Source organism: Streptomyces sp. NPDC059201, assembly GCF_042754585.1.
In the GTDB taxonomy this organism is placed as follows: Bacteria; Actinomycetota; Actinomycetes; order Streptomycetales; family Streptomycetaceae; genus Streptomyces.
Window position 1 is genome coordinate 61821 of sequence record NZ_JBHZBB010000010.1, and the last position, 19913, is coordinate 81733.

A 19913-nucleotide genomic window follows, 5' to 3' on the forward strand; every position below is an offset into this window, starting at 1 on the left:
TGCTCCCCCCCTCCCCGGCCCCGTCATGGGGCCGGGCCCCCGATCTCCCCGGGGGCGGTACGCACCCGCTGCGCCGCCCCCGGGCGAGCTGTCACCACCGCACCACCCGTAGGGAACGCACCACACGCACCACACGCACCACCTTCCCCCATCCGTCACCGTCGAAGGGACATCGACGATGCGCATCACTGTCAGAGGCCGTTTCCGGCTCCGTTCCGCCGCGCTCGCCGCCGCGCTGGGCGCGGGGCTGCTGCTCGCGCCGCTGCCGGCGCAGGAGGCCGCGGCCGCCAGTACGCTCACCAATCCGGGGTTCGAGAGCGACGGGACCGGGACGGCCGCGCCGGCCGGCTGGTCGACCTACTCCGCCGCCGGGCAGAACGCCGCCTCGTTCGCGGAGGCCGGGGGCCGCAGCGGCGGCTACCGGCTGTCGCACTGGGCGTCGTCCGCGTACAAGGTGGAGACGTACCAGTACCTCAGCGGGCTCGCCGACGGCACGTACACGCTGAGCGCCTGGGTGCGCTCCGGCGGCGGGCAGAACGCCGCCTATCTCGCCCTGCGCAACTGCGGCTCGGCCGAGCAGCGCACGGACCTGCCGGTGACGACCGGTTCCTGGATACGGATCGTCACCTCGGTCAACGTGGTCGGCGGCGCCTGCACGATCAGCGTCAACTCCGATGCCAACGCGGGCAATTGGCTCAACGTGGACGACCTGACCTTCACCTCCGGCTCGACCGGGCTCGCCGTGAAGGGCGTGGACCTGTCCACTCTCAAGAAGAGCCAGGACCTCGGCGGCACCTACAAGAACGCCGCCGGGACGACCGGTGACCCGGTCGCGCTGCTCAAGGGCGCGGGCGCCAACTACGGGCGCCTGAAGGTGTGGGTGAACCCGGCCGACGGCTACAACGACAAGGCCCGCGTCCTCGCCACCGCCCAGCGCATCAAGGCGCAGGGCATGAAGCTGCTCGTGGACTTCCACTACTCGGACATCTGGGCCGACCCGGGCGCCCAGACCAAGCCCGCCGCGTGGGCCGGCCACTCGTACGCGCAGCTGAGGACGGACGTGTACAACCACACGTACGACGTCCTCAACGCGCTGAAGGCGCAGGGCACCACGGCCGACATGGTGCAGATCGGCAACGAGATCAACACCGGCATGCTGTGGCCCGAGGGCTCCACGAGCAACTGGCCGCAGCTGGCCGGGCTGCTGAACTCGGGTATCTCGGCGACGAAGGCCGTCTCCTCGTCGACGCAGATCGCGCTGCACCTGGCGAACGGAGGGGACAACGCGCTCTACCGCACGTGGTTCGACAACGCCACGGCGCAGGGCGTGAGTTACGACGTGATCGCGCTGTCCTTCTACGGCTACTGGCACGGGGCGCTGTCCTCGCTCCAGGCCAACCTCGATGACATCTCGGCCCGTTACGGCAAGAAGGTCATGGTCGCGGAGACGGCGTACCCCTTCCGGCTGGACAGCGAGGACGCGCACGAGAACATCATCGACCTGTCCTCGGAGCTGGTCTCCGGCTACCCGGCGACCCCGGCGGGCCAGTCGGCGTGGCTGCGTGACGTGATGAACGTGGTGGAGGCCGTCCCGTCCGGCCGCGGTCTCGGCGTCGTGTACTGGGAGCCGACGTGGACGGCGGTGACCGGCAACGGCTGGGATCCGGCGGACCCGGCGTCCGGCAACGGCTGGGAGAACCAGGCGCTGTTCGACTACGACAGCAGGCTGCTGCCGGCGGCGGGCTGGTTCGCCCACCGCTGAGCCCGCGCGTGAGCCCGCGCGTGAGCCCGCGCGTGAGCCCGCGCGTGACGAAGGGCCGGACCCCGCCAGGGTCCGGCCCTTCGTTCATGTCCTCGTCCTCACCACTCCGCGAGGGAGCCGTCGTCGCGGCGCCAGGCCGGGTTGCGCCAGCGGTGGCCGGTCTCGGCGGCCCGCTCGACGGCCTTCGCGTCGACCTCGATGCCGAGTCCGGGCGCGGTGGGCAGGGCCACGTGCCCGTCCTCGTACCGGAAGACCGAGGGGTCGACAAGGTAGTCGAGGAGGTCGGAGCCGGTGTTGTAGTGGATGCCGAGGCTCTGCTCCTGGATGAGCAGGTTGGGCGTGGCGAAGCCGACCTGGAGGCAGGAGGCGAGCGCGATGGGGCCGAGCGGGCAGTGCGGGGCGAGGGAGACGTCGTACGCCTCCGCCATCGCGGCGATCCGGCGCGACTCGGAGATGCCGCCCGCGTGCGAGAGGTCCGGCTGGGCGACGGCGATGCCCTGGCCGAGGACGCGCTTGAAGTCCCAGCGGGAGTACAGGCGTTCACCGGTGGCGATGGGGATGGAGGTGGAGCGGACGATCTCGCCGATGTGCTCGCTCAGCTCGGGGACGACCGGCTCCTCCACGAAGAAGGGCAGGTACGGCTCCAGGAGGGGCAGGACCCGTCGGGCCATGGGGAGGGTGAGCCGGCCGTGGAAGTCGATGGCGATGTCGAACGCGTCGCCGACGGCCTCCCGGATCGAGGCGACCCGGTCGACGATCGCCTGGGTGGCGGCGGGCGTGTCGATGAGGCGGAGCTGGGCGGAGGCGTTCATCTTGATCGCGGTGAAGCCCTCGCGCTGCCGGGCGACGGCCTCGGAGGCGACCTCGTCGGGGCGGTCGCCGCCGATCCAGCTGTAGACGCGGACGCGGTCGCGGACGTTGCCGCCGAGGAGCTGCCAGACGGGGACGCCGAGGGCCTTGCCCTTGATGTCCCACAGGGCCTGGTCGATGCCGGAGACGGCGCTGGAGAGGACGGGTCCGCCCCGGTAGAAGCCGCCCTTGGTGAGGACCTGCCAGTGGTCCTCGATCCGCATCGGGTCCTGGCCGATCAGGTAGTCGGAGAGCTCGTCGACCGCGGCGGCGACGGTGTGGGCGCGACCCTCGACGACGGGCTCGCCCCAGCCGGTGATCCCCTCGTCGGTGTCGATCCGCAGGAAGCACCAGCGGGGGGCGACGAGGTAGGTGCGCAGGGAGGTGATCTTCACTGGTGGTCCTTCACGAACGGGTGGGGCTTCACGAACGGGTGCGGCTTCACTTGGAGTCCTTCTTGACGGTCCAGCCGCCGTCGACGACGAGGTTGGTGCCGGTGATGTAGGCGGCGTCGGCGGAGGCGAGGAAGGCGACGGCTCCGGCGACCTCCTCGGGGCGGCCGAGGCGGGCGAGGGCGGTGGCGCCGGCGGAGAGCCGGCGGCCCTCCTCGTCGACGTCGTTCCAGACGTCGGTGAGGATCGGGCCGGGCAGCACCGAGTTGAAGCGCACCTCGGGGCCGTACTCGACGGCGAACTGCCGGATCAGCGCGCACATCCCGCCCTTGGACGCCGCGTAGGCCGGGTAGCCGGGGAGGCCGAAGTCGGCGTGGACGCTGGAGGTGGCGACGAGGCTGCCGCCCTCGGCGCGCAGGTCGTCGAGGAAGGTGCGGGCGGCGAGGTAGAGGGAGCGCAGGTTGACGGCGAGTTCGCGGTCCCAGGAGTCGACGGGGAGTTCGTGGGCGGCGGCCGGGGTGTGGGTGAAGGCGTTGCTGTGGAGGATGGAGACGGGGCCGAAGCGCTCGTGGGTCTCCGCGCGCAGAGCGATCCAGTCGGCTTCGGAGGAGACGTCGCAGCGGATGTACGCGGCGCGGCCGCCCTCCTCGCGGATGCGGGCGGCGACGGCCTCGCCGGCGGGGGCGGCGATGTCGGCGACGACGACGGCCGCGCCCTCGCGGGCGAGCCGGGCGGCGCTGGCCGCGCCGATTCCGGAGGCGGCGCCGGTGACGACGGCGGTCTGCCCGGAGAAACGGTTCATGGGGATGGCCTTCTCGGGTCTGTGCTCGGGTCTGTGGTGGGGTGGCGGTTCAGCGGGTGATGTCCTGGGCGGCGAGCAGGCCCAGTTCGGTGCGGTGCGGGATGCCTTCCCAGTCGCCGGGGACGGAGACGGCGAAGGCTCCGCAGAGGGCGGCGAGGCGGAGACGTTCCGGGACGGGGGAGCCGTCGAGGACGGCGGCGAGGTAGCCGGAGACGAAGGCGTCTCCGGCGCCGATGGGGTCGACGGCGGTGACGGGGATCGCGGCCTGGGTGTGGATCTCGCCGTCGGTGTACGCGAGGGCGCCCTCGGCTCCGAGTTTGACGACGGCTTCGGCGGGGCCGAGGCGGGTGAGGCCGCGGGCCATCGCCTCGGGCTCGCCGTCGGGGACGAAGAGGGTGGCCTCCTCGGGACCGGCGAAGATCAGGTCGGTGTACGGGAGGAGGCGGCCGAGCGTCTCGGCGGCCTCGGCGCGGCTCCACAGGCGCTCGCGGTGGTTGACGTCGAGGGAGACGGTGACGCCCGCGTCGTGCGCGAGGCGGACGGCGTACTCGACGGCGGCGCGGGCGGTGGCGCTGAGCGCCGGGGTGATGCCGGTGACGTGGAGGATCCGGGCGCCGGTGATCCGGGCCTCGTCGAGGTCGCCGGGGGCGAGGCGGGAGCCGGCGAGACCGGCGCGGTAGTAGGTGACGCGGAGCCGGTCGGCGGTCCTGCGCTCGCGGAGCATCAGGCCGGTGGGGGCGTCGGGGTCGGTGCGGGCGCCGGAGACGTCCACGCCCTCGGCGCGGAGCCCGGCGAGGATCATCGCGCCCGCGGCGTCGTCCCCTACCCGGCCGGTCCAGGCGGCGGCGTGCCCGAGCCTGCTGACGCCGACGGCCACGGTGGCCTCGGCTCCGGCCCAGCCGAGGCGCATCGGGGCGCCGTTGGCGAGCGGCCCGGGGTGCGTGGCGGCGACGACGCCCATGGCTTCGCCGAGGGTGACGAGGGCGGGGGTGAGGGTGGTGGGGTGCGTCATCGGAGCCGTATCCCGTCCAGGAAGGCGGTGGCCCGGTCGGTGAGGGCGGCGAGGGAGCCGCCCTCGCAGGCGTCGCCGACGAGGGGGCTGCCGATGCCGAGGGCGGTGGCCCCGGAGGCGAGGTAGGCGGGGGCGTCGGCGGCGGTGATGCCGCCCGTGGGGACGAGCGGGACGTCGGGGAGCGGGGCGCGCACGGCCTTGAGGTACGCGGGCCCGCCGGTGGCCGCGGGGAACAGCTTGACCATGGTCGCGCCGGCCCGCCAGGCGGTGAGGATCTCGGTCGGCGTGTACGCCCCCGGCAGCACCGGCACGTCGAGACGGACGGCCTCGGCGATGACGTCGGTACAGGCGACGGGGGTGATGAGGTAGGTCGCCCCGGCCTCGACGGCCGCCTGAGCCTCGGCGGGCGTCGTCACCGTGCCGGCGCCGAGGGCGAGCCCGGGCGGCGCGTCGGCGGCGTACTCCCGGAGCGCGTCGAGCACCCCGGGAGTGGTGAGCGTGAACTCGGCGGCCCGGACCCCGGAGGCGAGAAGGGTGTCGGTGACCTCGGCGAAGCGGCTGGCGGAGGAGGAGCGAAGGATCGCGATGACGGGGGCGGCGGCCAGCGCGGCGCGCAGTCCCTCGTGGGGGCTGGTCATGGTGGGTTCCTGAGGGGGCGAGAGGCGAGGCGAGTGGCGAGTGGCGAGGCCGGTCCGACGGCTGCGCGTCGGTTCGGGCCGGGTCGGTCGGGCCTGGCGTTCGGTAGGTGCGGTGGGCGTGCGGCCGGGCGCGGGCAGCGCGGCCGGTGTACGGCTGGCGAGCGGTGTGCGGCCGGTGTGCGGGCCGTCGGGCTCGGGGGCCCGGGTCGGTCGGGCCTGGCGTTCGGTAGGTGCGGTGGCCGGGCGCAGGCGGCGCGGCCGGCGTACGGCTGCCGGGCGGTGTGGGCGGTGTGCGGGCCGTCCTCGGGCTCGGGAGGCCGGGGCCGGGGCCGGGGCCGGGCCGTACGGGGCCTCGGCCCAGGAGTCAGTGGTCGGCGTACGGGGTGGTGGGGAGGCCCCTCACGCCTGGGCGGCAGAGGAAGAGGCGGCCGGCGTCGGGTTCGGTGGGGTGGCGGGTGGCGGGGAGGTTGTGGGTGGCGGTGGTGATGACCAGGACGTCCAGGTCGGGGCCGGCGAAGGCGCAGCTGGTGACGTGGGAGGCGGGGAGGTCCACGCGCGCGTGCGGCACGCCTTGGGGGGTGAAGGCGAGGACGGCCGCGCCTCCCCAGACGGCGATCCAGACGTTGCCCTCGGCGTCGACGGTGAGGCCGTCGGGGTAGCCGGTGTCGAGGACGGCGAAGGGGCGGCGGCCGGAGAGGGCGCCGGTGGCGGGGTCGTAGTCGAAGACGTCGACGCGGCGGGTGGGGCTGTCGGCGTAGTAGAGGAGGGTGCCGTCGGGGCTCCAGCCGAGGCCGTTGGAGATGGTGACGGGGTCGACGAGGGTGGTGAGGCCGTCGCCGTCGAGGCGGTAGAGGGCGCCCGCGCCGGGCCGCTCGTCGAAGGCCATGGTGCCGCCGAGGAGGCGTCCGGCGGGGTCGACGGCGGCGTCGTTCATGCGGCGCGGGACGCCGTCGTCGGGGAGGGCGGGGGCGGCGAGTTCGACGGCCTCGGCGGGGGGCCGGCCGTCCTCCAGGCGGACGAAGGCGGTGCCGACGGCGGCGAGGAGGGCCCCGGAGGCGCAGGGGACGGCCGCGCCCACGGGGCGGTCGAAGCGGAGGACGGCGGTCGGCAGCAGGTCGGTGCGGCCGTCCTCGCGGGTGAGGGCGGCGCGGTGGACGAGGCCCTCGGTGATGTCGACCCAGAGGAGTTCCTGGCGGGCGGCGTCCCAGACGGGGCCTTCGGGCAGACGGCCGGGTGCGGGGGTGCAGGGCAGGGCCCTGAGCTGGAGCATCGCGTGTCCTCGGGGGTGGGCGTCGGAGGGGTGCGGTAACCGTGACAGAAAAACTACGGGTTCGTCTAACGGTTGTAAATAACCCTCCGCCCGCCTTCTTCCAACCCTTCGAATAAGATCCGGTGTGACGACCGCGCACCGACGGAGGCAGCAGCACAGATGATCAGGCGCACCTCGCAGGACATTCGCCGCCTCAACCGCTTCGAGGTGCTGCGCCGGGTCTACGCGGGCCCGGGCGCGATGAGCCGGCAGGACATCGCGGCCGCCACGGGCCTCTCCTTCGCCACGGTCGCGAACCTCACCGCCGAGCTGCTGGAGGCCGGTGTCCTGGTCGAGGCCGGGCACGAGGAGTCCGGCGGCGGGCGGCCGCGCGCGCGGCTCGCCGTCAACGCGGAGCGCGGCGCGCTGATCGGCGTCGACATCGCCGAGACCTCGGTCCACGCCGAGCTGTTCGACCTGGCCCTGACCGTCCGGCACTCGGTCGAGCGGCCGCTGCCGCCGGGGGACGTACGGCCCGCCGACGTGGTCGACACGCTCGCCGGGGCCGTGGAGGAGCTGCTCGCCGCGTCCGGCACCGACCGCTCGCGGGTGCTCGGCGCGGGCGTGAGCGTGCCGGGCATGGTCGAGCGCGAGGGCGGGGTGTCGTCGTTCTCGCCGTACTGGTCCTGGCACGAGGTGCCGCTGCGGGCGCTGCTCGACGAACGGCTCGGGCTGCCGCTGTGGCTGGACAACCCGCTGCGGGCCAGCACGGTCGCGGAGATGTGGTGCGGCGCGGGCCGCGAGGTCGACGACCTGGTGGTGCTGACGCTGCGGGCCGGTGTCGGCGCGGGCATCGCGATCGGCGGGCAGCTGTACCGGGGCTTCACCAACAGCGCGGGCGAGTGGGGCCACACCTGCCTCGCCCTCGACGGGCGGCTGTGCACCTGCGGCAACCGGGGCTGTGTGGAGGCGTACGTGTCCCTGCGCGGGATCGCCGAGACGTGGCGCGAACTCGCCCCGGGCGACGAGCGGGCGGCCGGCCCGGACGACGCGGCGACGGTCGCGGCGCTCGCCCGCGCGGCCGACGCGCACGATCCGGTCGCGGCGGCCGTCATCGACCGCACCGCGCGCTACCTGGGCGCCGCCGTCGCCAACCTCGTCAACCTGGTCAACCCCCAGGTCGTCGTGGTCGGCAACCAGGTGGTGGACCTGCTGGGCGAGCGCCTGCTCCCGGCCGCGTACGAGGCGGTGGGCCGCCACGCCCTGGCCCTCCCCCACCGCGCGGCGACCCTCCGCCGCAGCGCCGTTCCCCACAACCCGGTCACCCGGGGCGCCGCCACCTTCGCCCTGGAGGGCTTCCTGGACGACCGCGAGATCTTCGGCCCGGTGAGCCGCACCCGCAGGACCGCCAAGGGCGGCGCCGGCGCGGGTGAGTGAGGGGGCCCCGGGTTCAGCGGACGGCGCCCCGGTGACCGAGGCGGGTGGACAGGAGGGTGGCGCCTCGGACCGCGAGGGCGGTCAGTTCGTTCTCGCGCGCCTCGTCCCAGCGGATGACGGGGACGGAGACGGAGAGCGCGGCCACGACGCGGCCCGAGCGGTCGCGGACGGGGGCGGCCACGCAGGAGACGTCCGGGTTGGACTCGCGCTGCTCGACGGCGACGCCGAGGACGGCGATCTCGGCGAGGGCGGCGCGCAGGGCGTCCGGGTCGGTGATGCTGGCCGGGGTCATGCCGGTCAGCTCGCGCCCGTCGAGGAGTTCGTCGAGCTCGTCGGCGGGGAGCATGGCGAGGAGCATCTTGCCGACGGCCGTGCAGTGGGCGGGGAGCCGCCGGCCCGCCGCCGACACCATGCGGACGGCATGCGTGGAGTCCACCTTCGCGACGTAGATGACGTCGGCGTCCTCCAGGAGCGCCACGTGGACGGTCTCGCCGCAGGTCTCGGCGATCTCCTGGGCGACCTGCCGCCCCTCCGCCGCGAGGTCGAGCTGCTCGGCGTACCGGCTGCCGAGCTGGTACGTGCGCACGCCGAGCCGGTAGCGGCCGGGCTGCTCCGGCACCGGGACGAGGTAGTTGCGGGCGGCGAGGGTCGACACCAGCTCGTGGGTCGTGGTGCGCGGCAGCCCGAGCCGGCGGGTGATCTCGGGGGCGGAGAGCGTCCCGTCCCCCTGGAGGAAGAGCTCCAGAATGTCGAATGCCCTGGTCACCGCAGGTACGAGTCGTCCCATGGCCCCCACCTCACCCTCACGCCGTTCGAAATGCCGTACCGCGATCGAAATCGCGGACAGAGACTAGCCCCGGACCGGAGGCCGGGCAACGGGCCCCTCAAGGTCCCGCCACCGTGCTTTCCCATGGGCCCGCTCCCATTGACACCCCGGCGGGCCGCTGCCTACGGTCACGCCACCTCGTCGAACGCCGTTCGAGATCACGAACACTCCGGAGAGTCATCGCCGTGCGCATCACGGGAATCACCACTCATGTCGTCGGCACGCCCTGGCGGAATCTCACCTATGTCCTGGTCCACACCGACGAGGGGCTGACGGGCGTCGGCGAGACCCGGATGCTCGGTCACACCGACGCCCTCCTCGGCTATCTGCGCGAGGCGGAGGCCAACCACATCGCGGGTTCGGACCCCTTCGCCGTCGAGGACCTCGTCCGCCGCATGAAGTACGGGGACTTCGGGCGGGCCGGCGAGATCGTCATGTCCGGGATCGCGGTCGTCGAGACGGCCTGCTGGGACATCAAGGGCAAGGCGCTCGGCGTGCCGGTCTGGCAGCTCCTCGGCGGACAGGTGACGGAGCGGGTCCCGGCGTACGCGAACGGCTGGTACACCACCGAGCGGACGCCCGAGGCGTACCACGCGGCGGCCCGCGAGGTCGTGGCGCGCGGCTACCGGGCGCTGAAGATCGATCCGTTCGGCGCGGGCCGGCTCGAACTCGACCCGGCCGCCTCGCGGTACGCGGTCTCGCTCATCGAGGCCGTACGGGACGCGATCGGGCCCGACACCGAGCTGATGGTCGAGATGCACGGCCGCTTCTCCCCCGCGACGGCCGTCCGGCTGGCCCGCGAGCTCGCGCCCTTCCGCCCGGCGTGGCTGGAGGAGCCGGTGCCGCCGGAGAACCTGAAGGCGCTGGCGAAGGTGGCCGGCAAGACCGACCTGCCGATCGCCACCGGCGAGCGGATCCACGACCGGATCGAGTTCCGCGAGCTCTTCGAGTCCCAGGCCGCCGACATCATCCAGCCGGACGTCGGCCACATCGGCGGCATCCTGGAGGCCCGCAAGCTCGCCGCGACCGCCGAGACCCACTACGTGACCGTCGCCCCGCACAACGTCGGCGGCTCGGTCCTCACCGCAGCCTCCCTCCAACTCGCCGCCTGCACACCGAACTTCAGGATCCTGGAGCACTTCAACGACTTCGCCGACGCGGAGATCAAGAAGGTCGTGCGCGGCGCCCCGGAGATCGACCCGGAGACCGGCTGCTTCCCCGTCTCCCACGCCCCCGGCCTCGGCGTCGAGCTGGACGTGGACGCGGCGGCCGAATTCCCGCAACAGCAGGCCAAGTTCGACCTGTGGGCCGACGGCTGGGAGCGGAGGCGGCCGAAGTGACCGGGGGCCAGGACCGCGCCGTCCTCGTCGAACGGCCCGGCGTCCACCGGCTCGTGGAGCGCCCGCGCCCCGAACCCGGGCCCGGCGAGGTCCTGGTGCGGGTCGCCGCCGCCGGGATCTGCCTCAGCGACCGGGAGTTGTACGAGGGGCGGCGGGCGCCCGGCTATGTGCGGTATCCGGTGGTGCCGGGGCACGAGTGGTCCGGCACCGTCGAGGCGGTGGGCGCCGGCGTGGACCCCGCGCTGCTCGGCCGGCCGTGCGTCGCCGAGGGCTTCCGCTGCTGCGGGACCTGCGAGCGGTGCCGGTACGGCGAGACGAGCCTGTGCACCGCCGGGTACGCGGAGACCGGCTTCACCGAGCCGGGCGCCTTCGCCGACCGGCTCGTCGTGCCCGCGCGGCTCCTCCACCTCCTGCCCGAGGGCGCGGACCTGCGGGCCGCCGCGCTGCTCGAACCGGCCGCGGTGGTCGCCGCGGCGGTACGGGCCGGGCGCCCCCGCCCCGGAGACCGGATCGCGGTCGTGGGCGCCGGGACACTCGGGCTGCTGGCCGTCCAGTGGCTGGCCGCCTCCTCCCCCGCCGACCTGGCGGTGGTCGACCCGCGCGCGGCGCGGGCGGAACGGGCCCGCGCGTTCGGCGCGACCCGCGTCCTCGCCCCGGAGGACGCGGCGGGCGCGCACGGGGAGTTCGACCTGGTGGTGGAGACCGCAGGGGCGCCCACGACGGCCGCCTCCTCCTGCCTGCTCGCCCGGCGCGGCGGCCGGGTGGTGCTCACCGGCATGTTCGCGGAGGGCGCCACGGGCATCGATCCGGTGCACCTCTCGGTGAGCCAGTTGGAGCTGCGGAGCGTCTTCGGCGCCTCGTCGGCCGCCTGGGCGGACGCCGTACGCGCCTTCGCGACCGGACTCCTAAACCCGGCGCCGCTCATCACCCACGAGTTCCCACTCGACCACTTCGCCGAGGCCCTGACCCTGGTCGGCAGCGGGGACCCGACGGTCGGCAAGGTCCTGCTGAGACCCTGAGCCGCCCGCGCGCCGCCTGTCGGGCCCTGGTGGGCCGGTGGGCCGGTGGCCCGGCGGGCCCCGGTGGGCCGGTGGGCCGGTGGACCCCGATGGGCCCGGTGGGCCCGGTGGACCCCGATGGGCCCGGTGGACCCGGTGGACCCCGGTGGCCCCGGCGGGCCCAGGCGGACCCGGCGGACCCGGCGGGCCCGGTGGACCCCGGCGGACCCCGGCGGACCCGGCGGGCCCCGGCGGACCCCGGCGGACCCGGCGGACCCGGTGGACCCCGGCGGACCCGGTGGACCCCGGCGGACCCGGCGGGCCCCGGCGGACCCGGCGGGCCCCGGCGGACCCCGGCGGACCCGGCGGGCCCGGTGGACCCCGGCGGACCCCGGCGGACCCCGGGCGGACCCCGGCGGGCCCGGTGGACCCCGGCGGACCCGGTGGACCCCGGCGGACCCCGGCGGCCCGGCGGGCCCCGGCGGACCCCGGCGGCCCGGCGGGCCCGGTGGACCCCGGTGGACCCCGGCGGACCCCGGCGGACCCCGGCGGACCCCGGTGGACCCCGGCGGGCCCGGTAAACCCCGGCGGACCCCGGCGGACCCCGGTGGACCCCGGCGGACCCCGGCGGACCCCGGTGGACCCCGGCGGACCCCGGCGGGCCCCGGCGGACCCCGGCGGGCCCCGGCGGACCCGGCGGGCCTGCCCAACAGAACCCTGCTGGGCAGGCGCCACCGGGCCCACCGCCCACCCCCCTCCCCGTACGCCGTCCGACCAGCCGACCAGCCGACCAGAGGAGCCCAATGCCCCCGCGCCACCCCGAACCCACGACACTCCCCCACCCCGGCACCGACGCCCTGCGCCGCATCGGGCACTCGGCGCCGTCTCCCGACCCCGCCGACGCCTCCCCGCACACCTTCCCGGACGGGGGGCGTTGGCGTACCGAGGTGCCTTCCGTGGAGGGGCCGGAGGCGCTGGCGGCGGTGCTGGCGGAGAGTGCGCGGCTCGATGTGCCGGTGCACCGGGTGAGCCAGGGGAGCGGGGTGTGGATGCTCACCGACGCCGAGATCGCCGAGATGGTGGCGGGCTGTGCCGAACGGGACGTGGAGCTCTGCCTGTTCACCGGTCCGCGCGGCACCTGGGACACGGGGGCGGCGACCCGCACCGACTCGGGCGGCGCGGGTCCGCGCGCCCGGGGGCACGACGCCCTCGCCGGCTGCGTCGAGGACGCCCTGCGGGCCGCCGCGCTGGGCGTCCGCTCGTTCCTGGTGGCGGACGAGGGGGTGCTCTGGGCGCTGCACCGGCTGCGTACCGCCGGAATCCTGCCCGCCGGGACACGGTTCAAGGTGTCGGCGCTGATCGGGCCGGTGAACCCCGCCGCGTACGCCGTCTATGAGCGGCTCGGCGCCGACTCCCTCAACGTGCCCTCCGACCTGACGCCCGCCCATCTCACCGAGATCCGCCGCGTCAGCGCCGCGCCGATGGACCTCTACGTGGAGGCCCCGGACGACCTCGGCGGGTACGTCCGCCTCCACGAGGTGGCCGAACTGGTGCGCAGGGCGGCGCCGTTGTACCTCAAGTTCGGCCTGAGGCGGGCCGCCGGCATCTACCCGTACGGGGCCCACCTGCGGGAGCACGCGCTCGCGACCGCCCGGGAGCGGGTGCGGCGCGGACGCCTCGTCCTGGACCAACTGGCTCGCCACGGCGCCGGGGACGGCATGTCCCCGCTCGGCTCCCACTCCCCCGGGCCGCTGGCCCGCTTCTCCATCGGGACTGCCTGATCAGGGCAGTTGCTCGATGCGCTCCATGTGTTCCTCGCCCCACGCGCCCAGCGGGGCGAGGGCGGTGTTCAGGGAGTGGCCGAAGGGGGTGAGCGAGTAGACGACCTTGGGCGGGACCTGCTCGTGGACCTCCCGGTGCACCAGGCCGCTCGCGGCCATCTCCTTGAGCTGGAGGATGAGGATCCGCTCGCTGATTCCGGGCACGGAACGGCGTAACGCGCCGAAGCGCAGCGGTTGTTCCCCCAGTGAAAAGAGAATCAGCCCTTTCCATTTCCCGCCCATGACCGCGATGGCCGCGTCCAGTCCGCAGGTGTACTTCCGTCCGCTCATCCCGCCCGCCCTTCCCCGCACATTCCTGTGGGTACCCGACAGAAATGTCGGTACTTGATCAAGACTAGGGGCCCACGGACGATGGGTGCCGGGGCCGGACGCACCACCTCCGGGAGCCCCGACGAGCCACGCACACAGGGGAGTCGGCCATGTCCGAGCAGCAACACGAGAACACACCCGTCACCGTCATCGGCCTGGGGTCGATGGGCAGCGCCCTCGCCGCCGCCTTCCTCGCCGCCGGCCATCCGACGACGGTCTGGAACCGCACCCCCGAACGCGCCGCGCCGCTCGCGGAGCGCGGCGCGACGGTCGCCGCCACTCCGGCGGCGGCGGTGGCGGCCGGGCGGCTTGTCGTCACCTGCCTCACCACGTTCGACGCCACCCGGGAGGCCCTCGACCCCGCCACGGCCGAGCTGCGCGGGCGGACCCTCGTGACCCTCAACAGCGGCGCGCCCGACCAGGCCCGCGAGACGGCCGAGTGGGCCGCCGGGCACGGGGCGCGGTTCCTGGCGGGGGCGGTGCTGGACGTGCCGTCGGCGGTCGGCGCGCCCGGCACGCTGCTCACCTACGGCGGCGATCGGGCGGCGTTCGACGACGCCGTCCCCGCCCTGCGGGCGCTGGGCGGGGAGACCGTACACCTGGGCGACGAGCCCGACCTGGCCGCGCTGTACGAGATGGCGGTGGGGGCCACCCTCCTGCCCGCGCTGGTCGGCTTCTTCCAGGGCGCCGCCGCACTCCAGGCGCGCGGGCGGACGGCCGCGAGCATGGTGGGCTTCACGGGCCGGCTGCTCGACATGACCAAGGAACTGCTGCCGGTGTTCGCCGACGAGATCGACCGGGGCGACTACGGCGCGGGCGAGTCCTCCGTGAACCTCTTCCTCGCGGGCACCGCGCACGACGCGGCGCTGGAGGCGGAGACCGGGGTGGACACCGCGTGGCTCGCGCCGCTGCACGACCTGGTCCGGCGGGCCGCCGAGGCCGGTCACGGCGAGGACAGCATCGCCGCCCTCACCGAGGTGCTGCGCAAGCCGACCGAGCGACCTTACCCGTCCACCTCACCCACCTCCTGACCTCTCCATCGAAGCGCTTCGATTTTCCCTCTCCCTGCGGTCTAGACAGGTCAACTCCCCCGCGTTACCGTCTCGCTGAGCCCGTCGAAGCGATCTTCCGACGGTCTCGTCGAAGCGATTCACCCGTCCTGGCCGCAGGGAGATCGGATGGTCACGCTTGCCGAGGTCGCCCGCCATGCCGGGGTGTCGGCCAGCACGGTGAGCTATGTCCTCAGCGGCAAGCGGCCCATCTCCGACCTCACCCGGCGGCGCGTGCGGGACAGCATCGAGCGGCTCGGCTACCAGCCGCACGCCGGGGCACGGGCGCTCGCCAGCAGCCGGTCGCGGATCATCGCCCTGATGGTGCCGCTGCGCACCGACATGTACGTGCCCGTGATGCTGGAGATCGCCGTCGCCGTCGCCACCACGGCCCGGGCGCGCGGCTACGACGTCCTGCTGCTCACCGGCGAGGAGGGGCCCTCGGCGCTGCGCCGGGTCACCGGCAGCGGGCTCGCCGAGGCCGTGATCCTGATGGACGTGCAGCTCGACGACGGGCGGCTGCCGGTGCTGCGGGGGGCCGCGCCGCCGGCCGTGCTCGTCGGGCTGCCCGCCGACCCGGCCGGACTGAACTGCGTGGACCTGGACTTCGCCGCGGCCGGGGCGCTCTGCGTGGAGCACCTGGCCGGGCTCGGGCACCGGGAGGTCGCCGTGGTCGGCGGCTCGCCCGGGGTGTACGCCCGGCACACCGGCTTCGCCGAGCGGACCCTCGCCGGGCTGCGGGAGCGGGCGGCGCGACGGGGCGTGGGCCTGCTGCACCGGCCGTGCGACGGCAGTCACGACGCGGTCGCCGGGGTGCTCTCCCGGATCCTCGACGAGCGCCCGGGGGTCAGCGCCTTCGTGGTGCAGAACGAGACGGCGGTGGAGCCGCTGCTCGCCCTGCTGCGGCGGACCGGCAGGGCGGTCCCGGAGGACGTGTCGGTGGTCGCGGTCTGCCCCGAGGCGGTGGCCGAGCGGGCGTCCGTCCCGCTGACCTCGGTGGCGATCCCGGCGCAGGAGCTGGGGCGGCGGGCGGTGGAGCGGCTGTTCGCCCGGCTCACCGATCCGGAGGGACCGGAGGCGACCGGGGTGGAGCTGCTCACCCCCGTCCTGACCGTGCGGGCCAGTTCGGGTCCGCCGCCCGCCCGCCGGGTCACGGACTGACAAGGCGGTGCTCCACCCCCGCCCGCAGGGAGAGACGGCGGCGGCCCTCGGGGGCGCACAGCTCGACCTCGGCGTCCCGCTCGGGGCGGAGCACGGCGCGGTACTCCCCCGGTGCCCAGGCGAGGTCGATCCGGGCGCCGAACCGGGTGCGCACGCCGGTGAGCTGGCCGCGTGCGCAGAGTCCGGGCGGCGGCGCGGGCAGCAGGACGAGCCGGCCGGGCGTGGAGCGGACCAGCGCCTCGATCAGCAGGGCGGGCAGGGCGTGGGCGGCGTCGGCGTTGTAGACGTCGCGCTTCGGGTAGTGCGCGCTCATCAGGGAGGCGTGGAAGTAGTCGCCGCCGAGGACCCGCCGGAGGGCGTCGCCCGTGCGGGCGGCGTCGCCGAGCCGGGCGGCGATGAGGCCCTGGTGGAGGTGGCCGTGGGCCGAGTCGTTCTCGCTGCCGCGCAGGGCGAGGGCGCGGGCGGCGGCGCGGGCCAGGCCGGGGGTGTCGTACGGGGTGATCTCGTCGAGCGGCCAGACGGGGTAGAGGTGGCTGAGGTGCCGGTGGTCGTAGTGGTCGCCGAGGCCGGGCCAGGCCCATTCGGCGAGGGCGCCGTCCTCGTTGGTCCGGTAGGGCGGCAGCCGGTCGGCGAGGGCCCGCAGCCGGGCGGCCCGGTCGGTGGGGGCGCGGTCGGCGGCGGCGGTCAGGGCGTGGCGGGCGGCGGCGAGGTCCATGGTGGCGTTGACGGCGCCCCAGCTGCCGCCGCGCGGGCGGTTCTCCGGGGAGTAGGAGGGGACGACCGCGAGGTGCCCGTCGGGTCCGGTGCGGGTGAGGAAGTCCTCGTAGAACTGGGCGAGTTCGTCGAGGAGCCCGGTGAGCCAGGGGTCCTGGCGCCCGTCGGCCTCGTCCGCTTCGAGGAGCGGGAGGAGGAGCCAGTCGGCGGCGGCGGTCCAGAGGTGGAGGGGGTACGCGCGGTCGAAGTGGTACGTGTGGCCGTTCTCGCCGTCGGTGTGGGCGGGGGCCATGATGCCCCGGGCGCCGAAGACGGCGCGGGCGTTGTCCCGCCAGTCGCCGGACTGGCCCCGGATCAGGGCGCGGTGGGCCTCGGTGACCTCGGGCAGGTCGGCGGCGACGGCGGAGGCGGTCTGGAGGGCGAGGTTGGCGTCGGTGGTGAAGCCGCCGGCCCACGCGGTGTCCCAGTCGCCGGTCCACAGGCCGCACAGGCGGGGCGGGAGCAGTCCGGCCGAGGAGAGCAGGTGGTAGCGGCCCGCGGCGAAGAGGCGTTCGAGGAGGGCGGGTCCGGCGGGGCGGGCGAGCAGGGCGGAGCCGGGCAGGGCCCGTTCGGCGGGGTCGGCGGCGAGGTCGAGCCCGACGCGGCCGTAGGCGGCGCGGTGGAGTGCGGTGTGCCGGCGGAGGAGGCGGGCGTACGCGGCGGCGGGGCCGTCCTCCCCGGCGAGGGCGCGGAGGGCGGCGGCTTCCTCGGCGGGGTCGTACGGGCCGTCGTGGCGGTGGACCCGGGTGAGCAGAAGCAACCGGCCCGCGCCCTCGACGCGGATGCCGCGGTCGGTGAGCGTGGTCCGGCCGGTGTCGGCGACGACGAGGGTGAGGCCGGTGTAGCCGAGCGTCGAGGCGGGGTAGGCGGCGCGCAGGGTGAGGAGGGTCTCGCCGTGGGCGGTGGTGATGCCGCGGCCGGTGGCGAGGCCGGGCGGGACGCCGTCGAGGCGGTGGTCGAGCTCGATGAGGATGCGGGGGCCTGGCTCCGTCACGTACTGGACGAGGACGTCGTCGGCGCGGGAGGCGAGGACCCGGCTGGTGCGGACCCCGGCGGTGGCGGTGACGACCCCGGTGCCGAAGTCGACCTCGCGCCGCACTGCCGGGCCGCCGCTGCCCGGGGTGTCGTCGCGCACGCGCGTGAGGAAGCCCGGGTGGAAGGGCTGGATCCAGCGCAGGGGGCGGCCGTCGGTGAAGGTCTCGGCAGCAGTGCGGTCGCCGGAGAGGAGGGCGTCCTGGAGGGCGGGGAGCCGGTCGGCGAGGCGGGGCGGGTCGGTGTCGCCGGGCCGGTGGTGGGGGCGTACGAGGGTGTGGTGGGTGACGATCACCCGGTCGTCCACGGGGTCGCCGTACACCAGGGCCCCGTGCCGGCCGTTCCCGGTGAGGAAGGCGTCCTCCCAGCGGGCGGCGGGCACGGGTTCCCACGTGCCGTGCACGGGGGTGTGCGGGGGCACGGGGACGGGTTCTGTCATGGGTGCTCCTCCAGGACGGCGGCGCCGAAGCGGTCGAGGGTGAGGGTGTCGTCGACGGTGGTGCCGGTGAGCAGGTCGCGGTGGCGGCCCGGTACGGGGACGGTGACCGGGCCGTGGCCGTGGTGGAGAAGGAAGAGGAGGTCGCCGCGGCGGACGGCCTCGACGCCGTCGGGGAGGCCGGCGAGGACGGGCCGGACGCCTGCCTCGCGGGCGGCTTCGGCGAGGAGGGCGCGCAGGGCGGCGGGTTCGGGGAGGGTGGAGAGGTAGCGGGTGCGGCCGTGGCGGAGGACGGCGGGACGCCCGTCGAGCTCCCCGCCCCGGTAGACGGCCACGGTCTCGGCGGCGGGGACGGCGACCAGCTCCTCGGACCAGAGCGTGCCCTTGAAATTTGCCGGGCGCCCTTCCTGGAGGGTCTCGCACTCCGCGTGCTCGTCCGGCGCGAGGGGCCACCACTCGTCGATCCGGTCGATGCCGAGCAGGGCGCGGAGGCGGGCGTCCATGCCGCCGGGCCGGACGCGGTCGTCGTGGTCGGCGACGCCGGTGAAGAAGCCGCAGACGAGCCGCCCGCCTCCGGCCACGTACCGCTCCAGGGCGCCGATCGCCGTGTCGTCGAGCAGGTAGAGGTGCGGGACGGCGACGAGGGGGTGGGCGGTCAGGTCGTGGTGGGGGTGGGCGAGGGTGGTGGGGAGTCCGGCCTCCCAGAGGGCGCGGTGCCAGGCGCGGACGAGGTCGCCCTGGTCGAGGTGGGCGGAGAGGGCGCCCTCGTGGCGGCCCGCCCACCAGGAGTCCCAGTCGTGGAGCAGGGCGATCCCGCCGCCGGGGAGCCGGCTGCCGGCGACGCGGGGGCCGATGCGGGCGAGGTCGGCGCCGATGCGGACGGTCTCGCGGAAGGCGCGGCCGTGCGCGCCGCTGTGGCCGAGCATGCCGGAGTGGAACTTCTCGGCGCCCTGGCGGGAGGGGCGCCACTGGAAGTAGTGGATCGCGTCGGCGCCCCGGGCGACGGCCTGGAGGGTCCAGAGCCGGTTGAGCCCTTCGGGCTTGGGCCGGTTGACGCTCCGCCAGTTGACGGCTCCGGCGGCCTGTTCCATGACCATCCAGGGGCGGCCGCCGGCCTCGGCACGGGTGAGGTCGGCGACGAAGGCGTTCTCGGCGGCTCCGGCGCGCGGGTCGGCGGGGTCGGGGTAGACGTCGACGGAGACGACGTCCTCCTCGGCGGCCCAGGCCCAGCCGTCCTGTCCGGACCAGAACGGCATGAAGTTGGTGGTGACCGGGAGGTGCGGGGTGTGCGTGCGGACGATGTCGCGTTCGGCGCGGTAGCACTCCAGGAGCAGGTCGGAGGTGTAGCGGCGGAAGTCGAGGACGTGGGCGGGGTTGCGCAGGTAGTGGGCGCGGCGGGGCGGCAGGACCTCGTCCCAGGCGGCGTACCGCTGGCCCCAGAAGTCGGTTCCCCAGGCGGCGTTGAGCGCGCCGAGGGTGCCGTACCGGTCCTGGAGCCAGGTGCGGAAGGTGCGGGCGGCCTCGTCGCCCCAGTCGTAGGTGCAGTACTCGTTGTTGATGTGCCACATCACGAGGGCCGGGTGCCCGGCGTAGCGGGCGGCGAGGTCCTCGGTGATGGCGGCGGCGTGGCGGCGGTAGGCGGCGCTGGAGTGGGCGAAGTGCTGCCGGGAGCCCCACCATTCGGTACGTCCGTCCTCGTCGCGCGGCAGGGTCTCGGGGTGGCGTCGGCCGAGCCAGGGCGGCGGGGAGGCGGTGGGGGTGGCGAGGACGACGCCGACGCCGTGCGCGTGGGTGAGGTCCATGAGCCGGTCGAGCCAGCCGAACTCCCGGGCGCCCGGCTCGGGTTCGAGCCGGGACCAGGAGAAGACGCCGAGGGTGACGGTGGTGACCCCGGCCCGGCGCATCAGCCGCAGGTCCTCGGCCCAGGTCTCCTCCGGCCACTGTTCGGGGTTCCAGTCGCCGCCGTAGAGGATGCGGCCCGGTCGGCCGGGCGGCCGGGTGAGGTCGTCGAGGCTGGGCATCGGGTT

15 protein-coding genes and 1 pseudogene are annotated in these 19913 nt (G+C 75.2%); 7 read left to right on the top strand and 9 right to left on the bottom strand.

Going from position 1 to position 19913, the window contains the following annotated elements; genetic code table 11:
- The first annotated feature begins 178 nt into the window (after positions 1-178).
- Positions 179-1762 carry an arabinogalactan endo-beta-1,4-galactanase gene (locus tag ACFXMG_RS28425; protein ID WP_383823677.1) on the top strand — a complete coding sequence of 528 codons (1584 nt, stop codon included), beginning with the start codon at positions 179-181 and terminating at the stop codon, positions 1760-1762.
- Positions 1763-1860: 98 nt separating this feature from the next.
- On the opposite strand, the gene dgoD is transcribed toward ACFXMG_RS28425, so the two are convergent.
- From dgoD to ACFXMG_RS28450, 5 genes are all read right to left on the bottom strand, one after another.
- On the bottom strand, positions 1861-3006 hold the full coding sequence (gene dgoD, locus ACFXMG_RS28430; protein ID WP_383823679.1) for a galactonate dehydratase: 1146 nt from the start codon (positions 3004-3006) through the stop codon (positions 1861-1863).
- Positions 3007-3052: 46 nt separating this feature from the next.
- Positions 3053-3805: an SDR family NAD(P)-dependent oxidoreductase gene (locus ACFXMG_RS28435; RefSeq protein ID WP_383823682.1), complete on the bottom strand. Its 753-nt coding sequence runs from the start codon at positions 3803-3805 to the stop codon at positions 3053-3055.
- A gap of 49 nt (positions 3806-3854) precedes the next feature.
- Entirely contained in the window at positions 3855-4817 is a 963-nt protein-coding gene (locus ACFXMG_RS28440; protein WP_383823684.1) for a sugar kinase, read from the bottom strand.
- On the bottom strand, positions 4814-5455 hold the full coding sequence (locus ACFXMG_RS28445; protein WP_383823687.1) for a bifunctional 4-hydroxy-2-oxoglutarate aldolase/2-dehydro-3-deoxy-phosphogluconate aldolase: 642 nt from the start codon (positions 5453-5455) through the stop codon (positions 4814-4816). The genes ACFXMG_RS28440 and ACFXMG_RS28445 overlap by 4 nt, the downstream gene beginning before the upstream one ends.
- A gap of 364 nt (positions 5456-5819) precedes the next feature.
- The gene (locus tag ACFXMG_RS28450) at positions 5820-6725 is read right to left on the bottom strand and encodes an SMP-30/gluconolactonase/LRE family protein (protein ID WP_383823690.1); all 906 of its coding nucleotides are present in this window, start codon (positions 6723-6725) and stop codon (positions 5820-5822) included.
- Between the two features lie 159 nt (positions 6726-6884).
- Between ACFXMG_RS28450 and ACFXMG_RS28455 the strand changes: the two genes are divergently transcribed.
- Positions 6885-8141 carry an ROK family protein gene (locus ACFXMG_RS28455; RefSeq protein ID WP_383823693.1) on the top strand — a complete coding sequence of 419 codons (1257 nt, stop codon included), beginning with the start codon at positions 6885-6887 and terminating at the stop codon, positions 8139-8141.
- 13 nt (positions 8142-8154) lie between these two features.
- Here the strand turns inward: ACFXMG_RS28455 and ACFXMG_RS28460 are convergent, their stop codons facing one another.
- A complete protein-coding gene (locus ACFXMG_RS28460; RefSeq protein WP_383823696.1) occupies positions 8155-8928 on the bottom strand; it encodes an IclR family transcriptional regulator in 774 nt (257 codons plus the stop codon).
- A 224-nt stretch (positions 8929-9152) separates the two neighbouring features.
- On the opposite strand from ACFXMG_RS28460, the gene ACFXMG_RS28465 reads away from it, so the two are divergent.
- The 3 genes from ACFXMG_RS28465 to ACFXMG_RS28475 all read left to right on the top strand — a co-directional run bounded on the left by ACFXMG_RS28465 (position 9153) and on the right by ACFXMG_RS28475 (position 13086).
- A complete protein-coding gene (locus tag ACFXMG_RS28465) occupies positions 9153-10307 on the top strand; it encodes a mandelate racemase/muconate lactonizing enzyme family protein (protein WP_383823699.1) in 1155 nt (384 codons plus the stop codon).
- Complete coding sequence (locus tag ACFXMG_RS28470; protein WP_383823702.1) at positions 10304-11326, top strand: zinc-binding dehydrogenase; 1023 nt, start codon at positions 10304-10306, stop codon at positions 11324-11326. Before ACFXMG_RS28465 ends, ACFXMG_RS28470 begins: the two co-directional genes overlap by 4 nt.
- Before the next feature lie 782 nt (positions 11327-12108).
- On the top strand, positions 12109-13086 hold the full coding sequence (locus ACFXMG_RS28475) for a hypothetical protein (RefSeq protein ID WP_383830166.1): 978 nt from the start codon (positions 12109-12111) through the stop codon (positions 13084-13086).
- On the opposite strand, the gene ACFXMG_RS28480 is transcribed toward ACFXMG_RS28475, so the two are convergent.
- On the bottom strand, positions 13087-13416 hold the full coding sequence (locus tag ACFXMG_RS28480; protein ID WP_383830169.1) for a winged helix-turn-helix transcriptional regulator: 330 nt from the start codon (positions 13414-13416) through the stop codon (positions 13087-13089).
- Between the two features lie 140 nt (positions 13417-13556).
- On the opposite strand from ACFXMG_RS28480, the pseudogene ACFXMG_RS28485 reads away from it, so the two are divergent.
- Positions 13557-14486: pseudogene (locus tag ACFXMG_RS28485) on the top strand (NAD(P)-dependent oxidoreductase); the annotation flags it as partial.
- A gap of 147 nt (positions 14487-14633) precedes the next feature.
- Complete coding sequence (locus ACFXMG_RS28490) at positions 14634-15665, top strand: LacI family DNA-binding transcriptional regulator (protein ID WP_383830175.1); 1032 nt, start codon at positions 14634-14636, stop codon at positions 15663-15665.
- On the opposite strand, the gene ACFXMG_RS28495 is transcribed toward ACFXMG_RS28490, so the two are convergent.
- Positions 15655-17889, bottom strand: coding sequence for a glycoside hydrolase N-terminal domain-containing protein (locus tag ACFXMG_RS28495; RefSeq protein ID WP_383830177.1), 2235 nt, complete (start codon positions 17887-17889; stop codon positions 15655-15657). The two genes, ACFXMG_RS28490 and ACFXMG_RS28495, sit on opposite strands and share 11 nt — an antisense overlap.
- Positions 17886-19907 (bottom strand): beta-galactosidase, encoded by a 2022-nt coding sequence (locus ACFXMG_RS28500; protein WP_383830190.1) that lies wholly within the window; start codon positions 19905-19907, stop codon positions 17886-17888. The genes ACFXMG_RS28495 and ACFXMG_RS28500 overlap by 4 nt, the downstream gene beginning before the upstream one ends.
- Positions 19908-19913: the final 6 nt, after the last annotated feature.

Bases quoted from the DNA above. Each gene is read 5' to 3' on its own strand.
- ACFXMG_RS28425 (WP_383823677.1), top strand. From the start codon at position 179: ATGCGCATCACTGTCAGAGGCCGTTTCCGGCTCCGTTCCGCCGCGCTC.
- ACFXMG_RS28435 (WP_383823682.1), bottom strand. From the start codon at position 3,805: ATGAACCGTTTCTCCGGGCAGACCGCCGTCGTCACCGGCGCCGCCTCC.
- ACFXMG_RS28440 (WP_383823684.1), bottom strand. From the start codon at position 4,817: ATGACGCACCCCACCACCCTCACCCCCGCCCTCGTCACCCTCGGCGAA.
- ACFXMG_RS28445 (WP_383823687.1), bottom strand. From the start codon at position 5,455: ATGACCAGCCCCCACGAGGGACTGCGCGCCGCGCTGGCCGCCGCCCCC.
- ACFXMG_RS28450 (WP_383823690.1), bottom strand. From the start codon at position 6,725: ATGCTCCAGCTCAGGGCCCTGCCCTGCACCCCCGCACCCGGCCGTCTG.
- ACFXMG_RS28455 (WP_383823693.1), top strand. From the start codon at position 6,885: ATGATCAGGCGCACCTCGCAGGACATTCGCCGCCTCAACCGCTTCGAG.
- ACFXMG_RS28460 (WP_383823696.1), bottom strand. From the start codon at position 8,928: ATGGGACGACTCGTACCTGCGGTGACCAGGGCATTCGACATTCTGGAG.
- ACFXMG_RS28475 (WP_383830166.1), top strand. From the start codon at position 12,109: ATGCCCCCGCGCCACCCCGAACCCACGACACTCCCCCACCCCGGCACC.
- ACFXMG_RS28480 (WP_383830169.1), bottom strand. From the start codon at position 13,416: ATGAGCGGACGGAAGTACACCTGCGGACTGGACGCGGCCATCGCGGTC.
- ACFXMG_RS28490 (WP_383830175.1), top strand. From the start codon at position 14,634: ATGGTCACGCTTGCCGAGGTCGCCCGCCATGCCGGGGTGTCGGCCAGC.
- ACFXMG_RS28495 (WP_383830177.1), bottom strand. From the start codon at position 17,889: ATGACAGAACCCGTCCCCGTGCCCCCGCACACCCCCGTGCACGGCACG.
- ACFXMG_RS28500 (WP_383830190.1), bottom strand. From the start codon at position 19,907: ATGCCCAGCCTCGACGACCTCACCCGGCCGCCCGGCCGACCGGGCCGC.